This is a genomic window from Bacillus sp. S2(2024) (assembly GCF_050474045.1).
GTDB classification, from domain to species: Bacteria; Bacillota; Bacilli; order Bacillales; family Bacillaceae_G; genus Bacillus_A; species Bacillus_A yunxiaonensis.
This window is the reverse complement of sequence record NZ_JBFLUS010000003.1, coordinates 1623804-1642535: the sequence shown is the minus strand read 5'-3', so window position 1 is coordinate 1642535 and position 18732 is coordinate 1623804. Positions and strand designations below refer to the sequence as shown.

Below are 18732 nucleotides of genomic sequence, written 5' to 3'. Positions count from 1 at the left end.
ATCAAAATGGATTCTTCTCCAACAGATTTAAGTTTGGTTTTTATAAAAAAGTTTAATTATTTCTACCTATGTTGTTCCACAATCGCGCCCGTTTGTAAAATAACGAAACATAAAATTTTAATATGCCTCTTTCATTAACTCATAAATTTTATTGCTTAATTTTTCTTTTAATTCACTGTGCTTTTCACTAGAGTAATGGTATGCAGCATTGCGCCATTTTTCAGCAAAGTATTGCCAAACAGGATAAGGAATTCGTTCTTTAGGTTCCCAATTATATCGAGGAAATACATGAGCATGTAAATAAGCATCTGTATTCCCGTAAATTGAATAATTTACACTCCTAGGACTACAAACCTTTAAAATGGCTTCCCCAATCAAACTCATATCTAACAGATATTCCCTTCGTTGTTTAAAATCAAGTTCTTCTAGTGAAGCAAATGGTTTAGATGGTAAAAGCACACAATAACTAGGTAAAAACTGAGTATCTCCCATAGCAGCAAAACCACTTCTCATTTCTGCTATAACCATTGGGTTTTCTCCACACTGTGTAGATGAAATTCTATCTCTTTTCCACTCTTCATTTAAGTTTATTTTCATTATTTAACTCTCCCTAAAATTAGTTAAATAACTATTTCTATACTTATTTTTTCTTTATCTTCAACAATCTGGCCCTTTAGTGGAGTAACTTTATTGCTACTCAACAGTTCCTTAACCCGCCTTTCAGTTCAGATCTTCTTTTCACTCTTCACTATAAAAACACCCCTTTAGATAAACAGATCCAAAGGGGCAAAACATCGCAACTTTTTTATAAACGTCGTGACTTTATTCAAAACATCGCGTCTTTTTTATAAACACCGTGACTTTATTTAAAAGCAACACATTGAGAAATTGTTTTTTTCATTACTTCATTATTGCTGAAGTTGTTTAGGCTAAATCTATTTCGCCTTTAATTCAATTTTATTTTCTTGGTGAAAACAAGCAATAATCCAAACAAATAATAAATTATACTTACCACTATAACACCATAAATAAACACTGGAATCGGCGTTGGGGCCCATACTCTGATAAATGCCCAAGACAATCCCAAAATTTTCGGAAATATGATCGTAAGTGTCAAGAGCGTAGCTACAATCAACGTATGAATGAATAATAGCAAAATCCTTTTTATGTTTAATGCTGTCCTAATTCGCTGTTTTCTAACAAGTTGCTTCATTATTCTTAGCGATAGTAGGATTAAAAATAAACAAAAACAGCCAACTACAATACACAGAGTCGTCATGACTCTATCCAACTTTTGATAGTTATCGGAATGATTATTAGTAACGTTGCTTCCTTCCCATAGATCCATCACACCTTGACCTATGGCAGTCGTAAAGCTTGAGTTCATATTGGACAGAATTGCTACACCTATTTGTTCATCGGGCTGCATAATGAAATATGAAGTAAATGTTGGGTTCTCTCCGGCATGTAAAATATATTGTTTTTCGTTTTTTTCATAACTACCCATCCGCTGGCATAGTAAGTGTCCTTATCTAAAGGCTGCACTGATTGATCAGGGATATGTGATTCTTGAATAAGTTGCTTGTCGATTACATTGTTCGGATCATTTCCTAATTGTAGTTTCATCCATTTCGCTATGTCATTCGTATTGCTGATAAGATATCCAGCTGGTATGTTCCCCCGATAAATGGGCGGCTTGTAAGGCTGCTCTTGCATAAATCCTATTTTATAACCAGAAGCCATCTCAGTGGACTGAACTTGATGCATCCCAACGAACGATTCTCTCATACCGATCGGCTCTAATATCTACTTCTTCATATATACATCATAGGGCTGCTTCGTTACGCTCTCGATAACGAGTCCCAATACATCATAATTGATTGTCGCATATTCCCAAGAGCTACCTGGCTTTCGATTTAATTGCTGATTCAGTAATTTTCTTACGGTCAACTCAAGGGCATTATCTGCATTACTTTCAAGAATTTGTGTTATCGAATTAGAAGCTATCCCACTAGTATGATGAAGCAACTGATTCAAAGTAATCGTCTGCGACTCTCCATTATATTTTAACTCTAACCATGGGATATACTTCCGGACATCATCTGATCGTTTTAACAGCCCTTCCTTTTCCAATTGCAAAATGGCTAGACTTGTAAATGCTTTCGTTGTAGATCCGATTTCAAATAATGTATTAGAAATCACGGGTGTTTTCGCCTTAATATTAGCGTACCCGAAGCCTTTTTGATAAACCATTTTCCCCTTTTCTACAATAACTACCGATATCCCTGGAATTTTACTAATGCTTCTTTGCTCTTCAACAAACTTTTCGATCTTTTGAATTTTTTCACTTGATTCGGCGTTAGCTATTTTAAGTGTGAAGCCACTAACTGCCAGAATCATAGCAATCATTAACATATAAAGCCTTACTGATGGTTTCATTACCACTTCCCCTTGACTAAGTTTATGCTTTTTATGTAAGCTTTTCGTTTACGGTTGCTACTTCTCCAATCTTTGGAATAGGCTGTGCGTATACATTGTCAATAGTCTAAGGTACTATTGACAGCATTACGGTTATAGCAGTTGTAACACGTAATAATATCTTCATGCACTTTAATTCCTCCTTATACATTATTTAATTGAACTGTAGTGTTTGTGTACTAGTTCATATGTTATTTTAGAAGAATATGGTTGAAGGGGACATGTATTTGTCTTACAAATTAAGCTTGTATTCTTACAAAATTGTCACCTTCTATAAGGGGGCACTATATCACTCTGGGAAAATTGTACGCTAAGAACTACAAAACCTTATCATTACTGTATTTTTAAAAGATGGCTTGTCTGAGAGATTTTTTGTCTTTTGGTGTAACTGTTTTCTTAAGTTCATGGGCATGGGGTCACCATATCATTTCGGGAAAAAGCATTAGCGGACATTATCTGCACGTAGAAAAAGGAAGACTCTTCAATTTAGAAGATCTTCCTTTTTTAATTCCTTAAATTGATGGGCATGTACACAAACCCCTAATATTCCCATTTAAATAAATATTGTCACACTGATCACATTCTTTTTTATAGTGCTAGTATTAGTATGCACAAGTTTAGAAGATTACTTGCAGGAGGCTTTGTTTTTTCACACCAGAGCCAAAGAACCAACAATAGATTTTTAGAGAAAAAAAGCCCATCAAGTTAAACTTATATAAGCTTAACTTGATAGGCATGGGGCGGTATCGCCTATTATTATAAACGGGCTTTATTTCTATATTCTAACCTTTTCTATTGCTTTTATTCGACGATACTCAGGCTTCCACATTACTTCTTTCACTGCAATCTTGATATCGTTATCACTTAAGTTCTCTCTAGCAACACCTTCTGCAACTGCAACTTTCGCTACTTCAATTGCAACCATTTCCGAGATATTACGTAACTCTTCAACTTCTGGCAAAATAGGTGCTCCTGGCTTACTTGTATCCACCATACTTGCAACTGCTTCAGCTGCTGCTGCAAACATTCCGTCCGTCATGACGCTTGCACGTACAACAATTGTTCCAAGACCTAGTCCCGGGAAAATAAGTGCGTTATTTGACTGTCCAATCACATATGTTACACCGTTATATGTAACCGGTTCAAACGGACTTCCTGTTGCAACTAACGCTCTTCCTTCTGTCCACTCGATTAAATCTGCTGGTTTCGCTTCCGCAAGCGGCGTTGGATTCGACATCGGTAAAATGATTGGTCTTTCTACGTGAGAAGCCATTTCTTTAATAATTTCCTCTTTAAATGCGCCCGCAACAGTAGATGTACCAATTAAAATTGTCGGTTTTACATGTTTCACAACTTCAGCAAGTCCGATCACATCATTTTGTTTCCACTCACTTACTTCAACTTCTTTTCTTGCATATGGAATTTGGAAATCAAGAAGATCTTCCATATTATCTGTAACTAATCCGTTACGGTCGATACACCAAAAACGATTATGAGATTCTTCGTCTGATAAGCCTACACGAACCATTGCATCTCTTACTTGATCTGCGATACCGATTCCAGCCGTACCAGCACCAAACACAACGACACGATGCTCACTTAACGGTACACCCGAAGCTTTTACTGCCGATAATACGGCAGCAAGTGAAACTGCCCCTGTACCTTGAATATCATCATTAAATGTACAAACGTCATGACGATATTTATCTAAAATTTTTCGTGCATTTCGAGAACTGAAGTCTTCCCAATGTAAAAGTGCTTTCGGGAATTGTTTATTTACCGCTTGTACAAATGTATCAATAAATTCATCGTAAGCTTCACCTGTTATACGAGTGTGACGATTTCCAATATAAAATGGATTGTTTAATAATTCCTCACGATTTGTACCTACATCTAAAATTACCGGTAATACACGGCTAGGATCGATTCCAACTGCGGCCGTATATACAGCTAATTTCCCGATCGCAATGTTAATTCCACCAACACCCCAATCACCAATTCCTAATATACCTTCTCCATCTGTTACAACGACTAAATCAATATTTTCAGCTGTTGCACCGATATTTGCAAATGCATCTTCAATACCTGATGGATCGTTAATTGATAAATAAACCCCACGCGGTTTACGGTATTCATGACTATATCTTTGAATTGCTACACCAACAGTTGGTGTATATACAATTGGTAACATTTCACGTAAATGATCTGTTAATATACGATAAAATAATACTTCATTTCGATCATGTAACGCAGTTAAGTATACATTCTTTAATAAATCATCTGGCTGAGAACTAAATTGTTCATATGCTCGGCGTGCTTGTTCTTCTAACGTTAAAACCGCTGGCGGTAATAACCCTTTTAAACCTAACTCTTCTCTTTCCTCTTGCGTGAAAGCTACCCCTTTATTTAAAAGTGGTGTTGATAATACTTCTACTCCTCTTAATGTCGTTTCTAATGAACCATTAGAACTTACTGCAAACTTACTCATAACATCCCTACCTCTATTTATATATGGCATTTCTATATTGTAAACAAAGAAGATGGGCTTGTCCCCTCTCTTTTTTTAATTTTTCTTTAAAAGAGTTGCTCCTGCAATCCCTGGGTGTGTCATTTCAAATGGATCTAGAATTAACTCTAAGTCTTCTTGTGACAATACACCATTTTTCACACAAAGTTCTCGAACGGATTGACCTGTTGCAATTGCTTCTTTCGCAACACGAGCTGCTGCTTCATAACCGACATGAGGGTTCACGGCTGTAATAATTCCTACACTCTTCTCAACGTATTCTTTTAAACGATTTTCATTCGCTTCAATTCCTATTAAGCAATTATCTGTAAAGGCACGGAAACCATTATTCATAATGCTAATAGATTGAAGTAAGTTGAAAACAAGTACTGGTTCCATAACGTTTAATTCTAATTGTCCTGCTTCTGAAGCAAGGCAAATTGTATGATCGTTACCAATTACTTGGAACGCAATTTGGTTAATAACTTCTGGCATAACAGGGTTTACTTTCCCTGGCATAATAGAAGAACCTGGTTGACGAGCTGGTAGCATAATTTCCGCTAAGCCAACGCGTGGACCTGATGCCATTAAGCGAAGGTCATTCGCAATTTTAGACATGTTCATCATACATACTTTTAATGCTGCAGATACTTCAGTGTACGCATCAGTATTTTGCGTTGCATCTACTAAATCTTCCGCACCAACAAGCGGTAATTCACTAATCGTAGCAAGATGTTTTACAACTGCTTCAATATATTCCGGATCTGCATTTAACCCTGTACCAACTGCAGTTGCTCCCATATTTACTTCATATAAATGTTGACGTGATTGCTTAATACGTTTCATATCACGTTCAAGTACACGAGAATACGCTTTAAACTCTTGTCCAAGACGAATCGGCACAGCATCTTGTAAATGTGTACGTCCCATTTTAATAACATGATCGAACTGTTCTGCTTTTAATTCAAATACATCATGCATATAACCCATCGTTTGTAATAGGCCTTCTAACGCATTTAATGTTGCGATATGAATCGCTGTTGGGAATGCATCGTTTGTTGATTGTGCCATATTCACATGGCTATTTGGACTAATATAATGATAGTCTCCCTTTTCCATTCCCAATAATTCAAGGGCACGATTGGCAATGACTTCATTTGCGTTCATGTTCATTGAAGTACCTGCACCGCCCTGAATTGGATCGACGATGAAATGATCGTGCCATTTTCCATCTAGAATTTCTTGAGCAGCTTCTGCAATTGCTTTTCCCTTATTCAATTCCAATCTTCCTACATCTGTATTTGCAATAGCTGCGGCTTTCTTTACAATTGCAAACGCTTTAATTAAGCCTTCATGAATTTTGTAACCTGTGATTGGAAAATTTTCAACAGCACGTAAAGTTTGAATTCCATAATATGACTTGGTAGGTGCTTCCTTTGATCCCAAAAAATCCTTCTCAACTCGCATGTTCTTATTTGTAGTTGACATAATAATTTCTCCCTATATTAAATGTACAGCCGAAAAAAACAGATGAATCCATTATCAATTATCGTCAGATTTAAGTGTTAAATCATATGCTAAAGGTGTTTCAATAATCTCTTTAATTTCTTCTAATTTATTAGTTTTTCCAAGCGTCCACATCACTTTTGCTATGATGGCTTCGGTATTCATATCTCCTGATAATATTACTTGATGCTGCGCCACTTTCCTTCCTACTTCATAGAGAAGTATATCTTCTCCTTCTTCCAAGCATTGAGTAGTAATTACTACAGCAATCCCCATTTCAGACAGTTCTTGAATTTTCGAAAGCAAGTTCCTTCCTTCAAAAGGTAATCCACCGTTACCAAAGCTTTCAATAATGATTCCTTTATACAAATCTTTTAGACAATCAAATATCTCCGGTTTTGTACCTGGATACAATTTCATAAGAAAAACATCTGTACATAAATTAGTATTTACTGAGAGTTCATTATGAATAGAAGTTGGCTTCCAATGATATTTCACTTCATTTTCATTTACTTCAGCAACATATGGATAATTCACACTTTCAAACGCATCATAACTTTTTGTTCGCATTTTAACGGCCCTTGTCCCAATAATGACCCGACTATCAAAAACAATAAACACACCGCCAACATCCTCACAGGAAAATCTAAGGGCATCAGCTACATTTTTCTTTGCGTCTGTCTTTTTAAAACTGATAGGTACTTGTGAGCCTGTTAAAACAACTGGTTTTCTTAAACCTTGAAGCATATAAGAAAGCGCAGAAGATGTATAGGCTAACGTATCTGTCCCATGTGTAATCACAAACCCGTCGTAATCATCATAATGATTAAAAACAGCATTAGCCATTTCTATCCAATGCTCAGGCTGCATATTGGTACTATCAATATTCATTAAGATTTTGCAATCTATTTCTAAGTTTTGGGATGACTTTGAAAAATAATTCAACAATTCCTCAGCTGATAATCCTGGAACAAGCCCTTCATTTCCCTCCACAGATGCAATTGTTCCACCAGTTGCAAGTAATAAAATTCTCTTCATACAAAACACCTCCATAAAATAAACAACTATACATCGTTCGCGAAATGCGTATTTATAATTATCATTATAGAACTTAATTTGAAATAATCAAGGTTTCGTATTCAATACGCGTACTTTTTCTGTTTTTGATTATTTTCTTATGTTATAATTGATTTAATAAAAATAGATGGGGTATGAGACGAATGCTGGAACGTTTATCTGAATTAAGAAAAAATCGAAAATGGTCCTTACAAGATACAGCAGATCGACTTGGGATTGCAAAAAGCACCTATGCTGGGTATGAAAATGGTTATAGATTGCCTTCATTACAATCTTTATCCAAAATAGCAGATTTATTTAATACATCCGTAGATTATATAATAGGCCGAACTGAAAATTTATATCAAAACAAAGATGTAATTGATATTACAAAACTACTGAAAGATCCAGATCAAACACTTGCAATAGACGGAGAAGTACTATCAACTGAAGAAATAATTGACTTTATTGCTTTTATGAGAAGTAAACGCGAACTAAGTTCCAAAAGACTAGAAAATATTTTATCAACATTTGAAAATTGATTGAATAAAGAATAAGAAAGAACGACATTGTACTCTTTAAACTTTGAAGTACTTATACAATTTATTTGTAAACGACATGTATGCGATTAGTGTGGGAATAGTATTAATCAAAATTTATTTTATTAACTTTATATTTATAGTTTACTTTTTTGTTATTTTACGTAAAAAAAGAAAAGTATCCATTTCTAAAAAGATACTTTTCTTTTTTATCTTAGTGTAAACTATGCTGTCCTAATAATTATTCCTTCCTCATTTGAAATAGGCGTCTCATAATTTCTCCACTTACAGAATAATCTTCACGTGCTGATTTCTCTGAGCCAAATATCCTCCAAATTCACTATCTGCTTCAAAACTTATTTACTCAATTACATTTAATTACAGGTGAAATTATAAACTCATTTCTTTGCCTAATACAACAAGTTTCTTTTTATTTCCCGAATAAATAAACCCTTATTTAATTATGTTATAAATTCACATCAACATATCCTATGCCCACATTATTCTTCCGTTTCATAATGGACTGGTAACAATAACATCCAACGAACAAATGTATTTTCCCATGGGTTCACCTTTTCTTCACGCCTTTGTTTCACTAATTTTGGAATCTCCACAAAATGATTTTCAATATCGTCGCTTAATACTTGTTGTGTTTTAATATTTCATAATTTCTCGACTGCGTCAAATGAGTCGTAATAAGAAAATAAATGGAAATGATTTTGTGGACTGGAGCAAGCACTCTATCATTAGCTTTGGAATTAGATGAATGAAATTGAAAATAAAAAAACAGCAACTTTTATGCAAAAAATAGGGAGACATAAGGAACTATTGTGAGGTCGAAAGGCGCCGCCTTGTTTCTTGCTATCGATAATGAGCTGTTATGTAAATTTCACATGAATACAATATGCATAATTTTTGTTCTTTTTTGGAAATATAAAATTGTACGGTTTATAAGAAAAAGCATGGAATAATGAGAAATAATGAACCTTCTAAAAATAGCAATCCTGAATTATGGATAAGGAAGTGACCCACGAGCAGCTGCAGAGAAAGTGAAAACACCAGATATCTGGTTAACTGTAATTTTAGGTGGGCTAGTCGCGATGATGATAGGCGTTATTGTAGTTAAATTAGGTCAACAGTTTTCAGGAAAAACCTTTTATCAATATAGCCAAGAAATTGTAGGGAAATGGATGGGCGGGTTACTAAGTTTACTCCTTGTATGTTATTTTGTAATGATGTGTGGGTTTCATACTCGTGCATTAGCAGAAATAACAAGTTTCTTTTTGTTGGAAGGTACCCCGCCTTGGGCCATCGTGATGTCATTTATGTGGGTGAGTCTCTATCTAATCATGGGCGGCATAAATCCCATTGCGATTGGATTTTTTTTGTTGGTTACCTTTATAAGTTTTAAAATATTTGAGATAAATAATCTGCGCCCGGTACTGGGATTGGGAATCATACCAGTACTAAAAGGAATCAAAACAACCGCTCTCTCATATACAGGTTTTGAAAGCATGTTGATTATAATGGCGTTTATGAAACAGCCAAATAAAGCAGTAAAAGCTGTTCTAGTTGGAATTTCTATCTCACTGATCGTTTACTTGATAACTGTTATAATAGTCATCGGTGTGTTTTCCATCGATGGAGTGATAACAAGAACATGGCCGACGGTTGACCTCATGCGAAGTTTTGAAATACCTGGTTTGTTATTTGAACGATTTGAGTCTTTTTTGCTCGCAATATGGATTATGAAAATGTTTACTTGCTTTAGCATTGGTTATTATGCTGCTTCTTTGGGACTGGCGCAACTTTTTCAAAAGAACATTCATCCATTTATATTTGGTTTACAACCGCTGTTACTTCTACTTGTCTTAAAATTAAAAAAGAGCAAGCAGCTTAATTGAAAAAAGACAAAACCCGTTAGGGCTTATTACGTATGCGAATTTTTAAATAATCTACACTGATCCCCTATAAAAAGTAAAAAACTCCCCTGAAAATTTTCTAATGCAGTCTTAGCTTGATGGGCATGCGGCTGTACCCCTATATACCTCTCTTATAACAAATAAAAAAAGAGCTTTAATTCAAGCTCTTTTTAAATTAAGCAATAAATATTTCATTTTTATATTAATCCCAAAATTAGCATGCATGCATTTATATTTTTACTTGTTCTATACTTACATTACAGATTAATAAATTAATATCTTATTTTTTAGAATTTATTTTTTCTTCCAATTTCTTAAATCTCATTCGCTTGTTACAATCATTTTCCTTTTATTGTTAAGTAATTAATTTATTTCTCAACAAAGATATTCAATATGTATACACTTCTAATCATGCTTGGAACTTACATTAAATAACAAACTTTAATAAGTTAAGGTCCTTACAAGGCGAAAATCCAATAAAAAAGTACACCACTTTCTTTAAGTGATGTACTTTTTTATTTAACAGAGTAATTCTTCCTTTTTACTTTCTTCTTAATGGATTTATAACTTCAACGATTTTACCATCTTCTTTGTATACACGTGGAATTCTTCGGTCTAACATACACGTTATCTCATAGTTAATTGTCCCTAACGTATCAGCAATCTCTTCTACTGTAATCTCTTCATTACCTTGCTGACCATAAAAGACAACCTCAGCTCCAACATGTAAAGGCATAGCTTTCGTCACATCAAGCATGAGTTGATCCATACAAACCCGCCCAATAATAGGTACTTTTACACCATTAACTAGCGCATATCCTTTATTTGATAATTGACGGCTAAATCCATCTGCATATCCAATTGGAATTGTAGCAATCCATTCATCACCTGTCGCAACGTAAGTATTACCATAACTTACACCACGCCCCTTTTTCGCATGTTTCACATGAGCTACTTTTGACTTTAATGTTAAAGCTGGTTGAAGTGAAACTGTTTTATGGTCCACTTCTTTTGATGGATACATTCCATATACCCCTATTCCAACTCGAACCATGTTTTGAAATTCGTTATCTAGCTCCATTGTTCCTGCACTATTGGAGCTATGAATGAGCGGCAAATGAATCCCCATATCTTTCGCAGTATTTACAGCCTTCTCAAATAAACCTTTTTGCATAAAAGTATATGCTTTATCTACTTCATCAGCAGTTGAGTAATGTGTAAACATTCCTTCTACTTCTACATGTTTCATTTCTTTCAATTCTTGAAGAAACGGTGTCACTTCTTCTTCTTGTAAGCCAATTCTACTCATACCTGTATCAATTTTAATTTGAATACGTGCTTTCTTTTGCAGACGTTCCGCTATGCGGTCAATATTTCTTAAATCCTCAGTCCGATATACTGTCATCATAATATCGTATTCAATTGCATCTTCTACAGCTTCTTCTGGCGTATAGCCTAAAATTAAAATTGGTACAGTAATTCCTGCTTCACGCAGTTCAATTCCTTCATCTATAAAAGCAACAGCAAGATGACTTATTCCAGCTTTAATCGCTGCTTTTGCAATTTCAATAGCCCCATGACCATATCCATTCGCTTTTACTGCTGCCATCATTGCAATGTTTTCATCGCTTACACGTTTTTTAAATTCTCTTACATTATGTTTTACAGCATCTAAATTAATTTCAATAATTGTATTTCTTCCGTATCTTGAAATCATTATTCTAACTCCTAACTCAATAATTCCATTCTATTTATCATTCAATAGGACATTTAACAATATAATACTTTTCATTTTTTTCGTCAAACTACACGAATTTTCGAAATTTTTAGTATGATATAATACTCTTAAGATAATATTATAAACGGATGTGAGGAGAAATTCAATGTTTGTTCAAGCCACACTGCACCAATTAACATTCGGAATCGATTCTACAATACAGATGTTAGAACACGTTACTTCCGATGAATTACAACATCGCCCTATCACAAACAAGCGATCCCTCTTTGAAATTTATACACACTTATCTCTTATTTGTTATGCCGATCTTCCTATTTTAAACGGGGCATCATTGAATTGCCCAATAGAAAAGGAACGGTTTTCCGTCCCTTTCTATTTCTCTTATTTTTCATTAATAGTTTACTTTCTCTACATCCCAATAATACTTGCTAAACGCTTCTGCTAGTACATCAATAGAGTTATACAATTCTTCTAATGTATTATCAACACCACCAACCTCTACAAGTAGAGCGTTTGGGGATAAATCTTGATTATATGTACCATCCCCCTTATTTTTGTCTTTTTTAAAAATGCCTCGGCTGAGTCCATAATAATGGTTATCTAAATATGAGTTAATTGCGTTTGCAATTCTCATATTTTCTTCTCGCCCTTCATTTTCCATCCCAATAATGAAATAAAGTCTTGCGTATGACTTTCCATTAATCACTTTTGTTGTAACATTCTTACGCTGATCATCTCGGTGAATATCAATGGGAAATACGATTTGCTTATTTTGAGCTAGCGCTTCTTTTACATATCCATGCGATGCTTTATAAGCCTGATACCATTTCATCTTTTTCTGCGCTAATAAATCTCCCATGTTTGTCTTATCATGTAAAGCTTGAATTCCTTGTCCTTCTAATTGCTGTTTTAATCTCGTACCAAGGAGTGAAACATTTACATCCGGACTCGATGCTTCATCTGGAATTTTTGCTCCAGGTAATAACGGTAAAAACGATTCCCAACTATGCGTATGATAAATAAATACTGCATTTTTTCCCTCTATAGCATTTCCTTTCTTTTGAATAGGATTATTCTTTTCTGCTTCCTTAACTTTTTCTTTAGCCACTTCACGCTCTTTCGTAATTTCTTCTATCGGTACACTTGATTCATTTGGTATATTTGTATAATCTGTTCCTTCTCCAGCTACAAGAATGTCAGAATAATAGTTTGCCATTCCTGGTATTTCTTTTCCCATAAAAGTTCGAATATCTTGCAAACGCATATCTGTTGTTAATGAAAACAATAACGCTCCTACTGATTCTCGTTTCTTTGTTTGAAAATATTCAAAAGAAAAATAATGATTTTCCATTTCAATCATTTGCATAAATCCTTGTAAGGAAATTTTTCCAAACCATTGATTCACATAATATGATTTCATTGTATGTAACATCGTTGTAACTAACGATGCAGCCACTAAAATGAAAAATGCATAAGAACACAATAAAATTATTATCTTCTTACTATGTGCCTGAGAATGTACAAAATACTTTTTCATCGTACCACCCTTTCTATACATGGGTATGTACAAGCTTTATGCGATATACATTCTGATTTACACTATTATGTCCTGCACGTTTTGAAGATTAAATATATGCACATACTATCTAATTCGTATATGTATTTTCAGCTTCATCTTATTCAGAAATAAAGAATTACAAACATCCACTCCAAAAAAAGAAGAGAAATGGCAAGCATTTCTCTTCTTCGTTTCTATTGTTCTGTTGTCGTATCTATAGAAGGCTGCTTTTTCTCTTTAAACAGCTCTCCAATTGCTCCTAAGCTTCCTAATGTTTCAACGGCATTTGATGGAAGGAACACCTTGTTTGCTGGCCCTTTTGCAATCTCAGTTAGAGATTCAAACGACTTGTACGCAAGAATACGCTCATCAAGTCCTGCTTGGCGCAGCATTTGAATACGATTTTGTTCAGCTTTCGCAATTTCTTCAATTGCTTTTGCTTCCCCTTGTGCTTCTAATTCTTTCGCTTGTCGCAAACCTTCTGCCTCCCGAATGCGCGCTTCTTTGTCACCTTCAGCCATTAAAATTTTACTTTGTTTTTCCCCTTCCGCACGAAGTACTTTATCTTGTTTTGCTGCTTCTGCTTCTAGGATAATTGCACGTTTATTACGTTCTGCTTTCATTTGTTTTTCCATCGCTGCTTGTATGTCTTTTGGAGGATTAATATCAACAACCTCAACGCGTTCAATACGAACGCCCCATTTTTCTGTTGCTTCATCAAGCGCTAAACGAATTTCTGTTGAAATTTTCTCACGACCAGATAACGTTTCATCAAGCTCCATTTTCCCAATGATTTGTCGCATTGTTGCAGATGTAATATTACGAACCCCAAATTCATAATTTGAAATTCCATATGTCGCAAGCTCTGGATCAACAATTTGGAAGAAAATAATCGTATCAATCTCAACTTGTACATTATCTTTTGTAATTACTTTTTGCGGTGGTACATTCGTTTGTTGAATACGCAAATCATGATAAATACGTACGCGATCAATAACTGGGATAATCATATTTAAACCCGGATGCATAATGCGCTGAAATTTACCTAGACGCTCTACAACCCCTACTTTTTGCTGCGGAATAATTTTAATTGTTAACACAATAAATACAATAACAATTAATGCTAAAATAATCGATAATGTTAAACCAATCATTATAGTTCACACTCCCTTTTCACATGTACAACTGTACTATTCCTTTTTACAACAATAACGCTTTCTCCATCTAAAATTGGTTCATCAGAAACAGCAGTCCACATATCTCCATCTATTTTCACAATGCCATTTGCTTCATTTGTAATCGTTTTCACTATTATACCTTTTTTACCAACAAGTTGATCAACTGCATCTGTATACCCTTTTGCCTCCCGAAAATTCTTGGAAATACGTTTTGTAAAGATTGTCAAAATAAGACTGACAATAGATGCTATAACCACTTGGAGAAGCAAAGAATTGGGTACAAATAGTGCAATTAGACCTCCGACCACTGCACCTATTCCAATCCACAATAAGTAAAACGTAACAGTCAACATCTCTGCGATAAATAAAAGCCCGGCAATGACAAACCAAATCACCCATCCTGCCATGTACAACCCTCGCTTCCATTCTATTTTTTATATGTATATGAGAGAAAGAAAACTTTATCACGTCGTATCAAATAACCGTTAAAAAGCTAAGGCATCCATACACAAATAATAGAATTTTACTATCATTAAAAGGCATACCGTGTCCCATCGATTAATAGATGAAGAACACATTAAAATGTTATATTAATATATTCTTCATTACGCATGATAAATCCTTTCAAAAAATGACAAAAAAGTATTTTTTCAAAAATGAAACCATAAAATAAATAACCTAGATAAGACAAAATAACATTATTTAAATGTACATTTCCTACATATCAGCTAATTCGGTCATATATACGTCTTACTGTTGTTTACACTATGCTGTTTATCACTTATCGATACTTAACAGCAAAAAAGCGATATCTCTTAAATAGAAATATCGCTTTCTTGTTTACGTATATACTTTTCTTTTATAAAACATCGTCATTCCGCCATTTCCCCCTCAAAATTTAGGGGAAACAAAGAGGAGAAGATGGACCCCCCACTGATGGAAGTTTCACTTTATCCCGCATTAACGGGCAGTAAGACCCCTTAGAGAAAAGCGAAGAAGATAAGTTTGGGATAACTGCCCGTAAAAGCCCGATTGGTTCAACTAACCATCAGTGGGGGATGAGGCTCCCCACTGATGGAAGTTTCACTTTATAACTTCTTCTAAAGTGAACTGATTCTCATATAAATACATCGCATATGGATTCCCAACGTAACGAACATGCCACGGCTCATACGTATATCCTGTTATGGCTTCTTTTTCTTTCTCATAACGGATAATAAAACCAAATTTATGAGCATTTTCAGCAAGCCACTTTCCTTCCTTCGTATCTCCAAATAAAGGCTCTAATTGAAAATTTGCAGATTGTGATGTAATGTCGATTGCTAATCCTGTTTGATGTTCACTTGTACCGGGAACTGCACTAGACATCGCTGTTTTTGCTTCCCCATCTTGTTTTTTATACATCGTATTTAATGCTTTTTGCCGTTCAAATGAACGAAATGCGGAAACAGCATATAAAAAGATTTTTTCACTATTTGCTTGTTGAAACATGCGCTCTAATTCTGCAGCAGCTTCTTTACGCATTTTCTTTTTTTCATTATCGCCTTCATATAAAAAACGAACTTTTGGTATAACTAAATCGTGCGGTTCATACAAATGTGGTAAACGCCTTTTCTTATTCACTAGGACAAGAGTTGAGTCTGGATTGTTAACAACCGCAAGTCCTCCCTCTACTTTTGCAATTGTTTCTTGTACCTTCGGAAAAACAACGTTTCCTTGCGCTTCTATCGCTTGTTTTTCCTTATACTCTCTATATTGCAGCATTGCAATCGTAATCGTTCCAATGACAATCGCTATACTAAACAACATCCATTTTTTCTTCATATAACATCCTTTTATTCTAATAATTTTTCCACACAATACTCATCAATTTCTGTTACGCTCCATAACGGTTAATTCTAAACATCACATACCACATATTTTTTCCCATTCTCTCATCCTTTTAAACCATTCTCTTCAAATTATTTCCAAATTCCAAGTATACTTTTGCTTCTTATACTGCGATTTACCTATTCATTACGATTACGTTGTTTACATAATAAAATTATTTGCAAGAATCACTTTATAAATGAACATTCGCTACTTTTTTTCTAATTCCTTTCCCTTTTCCATAAGATAAAGAGACAAATTTCGATGCAAAACAAATAGCGTAAGCAACATTTGCTTACGCTTAACCATTCACTTTCTCCGCTTGCCAATAGTACTCACTAAATGCTTCCGCAAGTATGTCTATACTACGATTAAGTTCCTCTTCTGTATTATCAACACCGCCTACTTCAATTAAAATCGCTTGACCAGATAAATCTTGATTGTAGACCCCATTTCCTGAACTAAAATCTTTTTGAACTACTCCTCGGCTCAATCCAGGATACTTTTCCTTTATTGACTCATGCAGCGCTGTTGCCAATTGCAAGTTTTTTGCATAATTTTTGTTTCCCTTCCCAATAACAAATGCCAACTTTGCATATGATTTATCACCAATCTGTTTCGTCGTTACATCTTTCCTTGCACTGTCTCTATGCATATCAATAAAATATTGAAGCTGTCTATTGCTCGCCATTGCTTCTTGCACAATCTCACGAGACATTTTATAAGAGCTATTACTGTTTAATCCTTTACTAATTAATTTCCTACCTACATCCGTTGTATCATTTACTGCTCCAATTCCGTGACTTTCAAGCTGTTCACGAAATCTGTTTCCAAACAAAGAAATATTTGTTGTTGAACTCGTTGCTTTATTAGGATCCGGGTTATTCGTTAAATTTAATAATGGCAAATATGACTCCCAGCTATGTGTATGATAAATAAATACGATTTGCCTATTTCCTGTCGTTTGTGCTGGCTTCGGTTTCTCTTTATTCGATTCTGTATTTTGAGGTTGCCCTTTCTCTCCTGTCCGCTCTTTTACAAGCTCTTCTAGAGGTACACTCGATTCAATTGGCAAATTCGCATAATTTGTTCCTTCTCCAGCAATCACAATTTCCGTATCATATTTCGAAAACCCTGGGAGTTCTGTCCCAATTAAACTACGGACGTCATCAAAGCGGATATTTGTCGTTGCAGATAAAAGAAACGAAGAGATAGAAAAATCTGCGTTTAAATGACGATATTCTTGTGTAAAGTAACGATTTTCTGAACCAAGCACATACATATATCCATTCATAGAAAGGTCATTTAACCATTTATATAAATACGTTGACTTTGTTTCTTTTAATGATGTTACAATCATACTAACAAACAAAAAAGCAGCCATCATTCCTATTAAAAATAGAAAAATAAATTTTGGAAGACTTGTCCGTTTTACATAAAAATAGCTTCGATTCATTAAATCACCCTCTCTCTATGAACATATGTACAAGCTATAGAGAATAGACCAAAGAAATTTTGGCAATATTGGCAATGAGGTGAAAAGAATTGAAGCTGATAATTGGATTATTTCCTATTATATTATCTTGTTTTTTTGTCTTACTTGCGGTACATCCACGCATTCGCATTTTGTTAGATCTATTTGCATACGTTTGTTTATATGGATTTGGCATTATTGTTTCATTAGTTGTATACGATGTATTACTTCAACATACTGTTTTTATGACAACAATACATCGTATATTTTTAAATCCCCTGTTTCTGCTTACTGGTGCGTATATCGGTATATACGTTTTATATTTGATACTGCATAAACTCATTTCAAACGTAAGAAATTAAGGGAAGGTGATTTGATGAAAACGTTTATATGCTAATATATAATGTAGAAAATGTATTTATCGTAAACGTGATCTCCTTACAGTTGCTTTTTCACTACTTGAAAATTTTCTGCTGCACACTTTAAATATGTTTTTCTATGTCCCCTCCGACTTTTTAGCTGATCGCTGTCCCATTCGGCACTTCCATACCTGGTTCCAATAAAATAACGTCGCCTTTTTCAGGAACACCACCAAGCACAAGTACTTCAGATTTGAATCCAGCCACTCGTTTTGGCGGAAAATTAACAACCGTAACAATTTGCTTTCCAATGAGTTCTTCCGGTGTATATCGTCGCGTGATTTGCGCACTTGACTGTTTCATTCCAAGTTCACCAAAATCAATCTCCAACTTAATAGCGGGTACTCGAGCTTCAGGAAATACTTCTGCTCGATAAATCGTTCCAATACGAATATCTAATTTCAAAAAATCTTCAAAAGTAGCCATTTCAATACTCCTCCTTACCATTTATATTAGACAGTTACTTTTATTTCCCTTCAAAAAGAAAGA

General features: G+C 34.7%; 13 protein-coding genes and 3 pseudogenes. 3 read left to right on the top strand and 13 right to left on the bottom strand.

Going from position 1 to position 18732, the window contains the following annotated elements; all coding sequences use genetic code 11:
• Nucleotides 1-117: 117 nt before the first annotated feature.
• The 5 genes and pseudogenes from AB1284_RS08160 to ansA form a co-directional block, all read right to left on the bottom strand.
• Nucleotides 118-597, bottom strand: coding sequence for an HIT family protein (locus AB1284_RS08160; RefSeq protein WP_429750271.1), 480 nt, complete (start codon nt 595-597; stop codon nt 118-120).
• Nucleotides 598-1407: 810 nt separating this feature from the next.
• Nucleotides 1408-2400: pseudogene (locus AB1284_RS08155) on the bottom strand (serine hydrolase domain-containing protein).
• Nucleotides 2401-3253: 853 nt separating this feature from the next.
• On the bottom strand, nt 3254-4966 hold the full coding sequence (gene malS, locus AB1284_RS08150; protein ID WP_429750273.1) for an oxaloacetate-decarboxylating malate dehydrogenase: 1713 nt from the start codon (nt 4964-4966) through the stop codon (nt 3254-3256).
• A gap of 75 nt (nt 4967-5041) precedes the next feature.
• The gene (aspA, locus tag AB1284_RS08145; RefSeq protein WP_429750275.1) at nt 5042-6472 is read right to left on the bottom strand and encodes an aspartate ammonia-lyase; all 1431 of its coding nucleotides are present in this window, start codon (nt 6470-6472) and stop codon (nt 5042-5044) included.
• Nucleotides 6473-6526: 54 nt separating this feature from the next.
• The gene (gene ansA, locus AB1284_RS08140) at nt 6527-7528 is read right to left on the bottom strand and encodes an asparaginase (protein ID WP_429750277.1); all 1002 of its coding nucleotides are present in this window, start codon (nt 7526-7528) and stop codon (nt 6527-6529) included.
• Between the two features lie 182 nt (nt 7529-7710).
• Here ansA and AB1284_RS08135 point away from each other — a divergent pair, with 182 nt between their 5' ends.
• Nucleotides 7711-8088: a helix-turn-helix domain-containing protein gene (locus AB1284_RS08135; RefSeq protein WP_429750279.1), complete on the top strand. Its 378-nt coding sequence runs from the start codon at nt 7711-7713 to the stop codon at nt 8086-8088.
• Between the two features lie 515 nt (nt 8089-8603).
• Here the strand turns inward: AB1284_RS08135 and AB1284_RS08130 are convergent.
• Nucleotides 8604-8798, bottom strand: a pseudogene (locus tag AB1284_RS08130) (Rpn family recombination-promoting nuclease/putative transposase); the annotation flags it as partial.
• A 315-nt stretch (nt 8799-9113) separates the two neighbouring features.
• On the opposite strand from AB1284_RS08130, the pseudogene AB1284_RS08125 reads away from it, so the two are divergent.
• Nucleotides 9114-9983, top strand: a pseudogene (locus AB1284_RS08125) (GerAB/ArcD/ProY family transporter); the annotation flags it as partial.
• Nucleotides 9984-10548: 565 nt separating this feature from the next.
• On the opposite strand, the gene alr reads toward AB1284_RS08125, so the two are convergent.
• The 6 genes from alr to spoIIP (AB1284_RS08095) all read right to left on the bottom strand — a co-directional run bounded on the left by alr (nt 10549) and on the right by spoIIP (AB1284_RS08095) (nt 17806).
• Nucleotides 10549-11724: an alanine racemase gene (gene alr / locus AB1284_RS08120; protein WP_429750281.1), complete on the bottom strand. Its 1176-nt coding sequence runs from the start codon at nt 11722-11724 to the stop codon at nt 10549-10551.
• 412 nt (nt 11725-12136) lie between these two features.
• Nucleotides 12137-13282, bottom strand: coding sequence for a stage II sporulation protein P (gene spoIIP, locus AB1284_RS08115; protein WP_429750282.1), 1146 nt, complete (start codon nt 13280-13282; stop codon nt 12137-12139).
• 215 nt (nt 13283-13497) lie between these two features.
• Entirely contained in the window at nt 13498-14457 is a 960-nt protein-coding gene (locus AB1284_RS08110) for an SPFH domain-containing protein (protein ID WP_429750284.1), read from the bottom strand.
• Entirely contained in the window at nt 14457-14888 is a 432-nt protein-coding gene (locus AB1284_RS08105) for an NfeD family protein (RefSeq protein WP_429750286.1), read from the bottom strand. Before AB1284_RS08105 ends, AB1284_RS08110 begins: the two co-directional genes overlap by 1 nt.
• A 676-nt stretch (nt 14889-15564) precedes the next feature.
• Complete coding sequence (locus AB1284_RS08100; RefSeq protein ID WP_429750287.1) at nt 15565-16305, bottom strand: M15 family metallopeptidase; 741 nt, start codon at nt 16303-16305, stop codon at nt 15565-15567.
• A gap of 346 nt (nt 16306-16651) precedes the next feature.
• Nucleotides 16652-17806, bottom strand: coding sequence for a stage II sporulation protein P (spoIIP, locus tag AB1284_RS08095; protein ID WP_429750289.1), 1155 nt, complete (start codon nt 17804-17806; stop codon nt 16652-16654).
• 89 nt (nt 17807-17895) lie between these two features.
• Between spoIIP (AB1284_RS08095) and AB1284_RS08090 the strand changes: the two genes are divergently transcribed.
• Nucleotides 17896-18186 carry a hypothetical protein gene (locus AB1284_RS08090; protein ID WP_429750290.1) on the top strand — a complete coding sequence of 97 codons (291 nt, stop codon included), beginning with the start codon at nt 17896-17898 and terminating at the stop codon, nt 18184-18186.
• 153 nt (nt 18187-18339) lie between these two features.
• On the opposite strand, the gene csaA is transcribed toward AB1284_RS08090, so the two are convergent.
• Nucleotides 18340-18669 (bottom strand): chaperone CsaA, encoded by a 330-nt coding sequence (csaA, locus tag AB1284_RS08085; protein WP_429750291.1) that lies wholly within the window; start codon nt 18667-18669, stop codon nt 18340-18342.
• Nucleotides 18670-18732 lie beyond the last annotated feature (63 nt).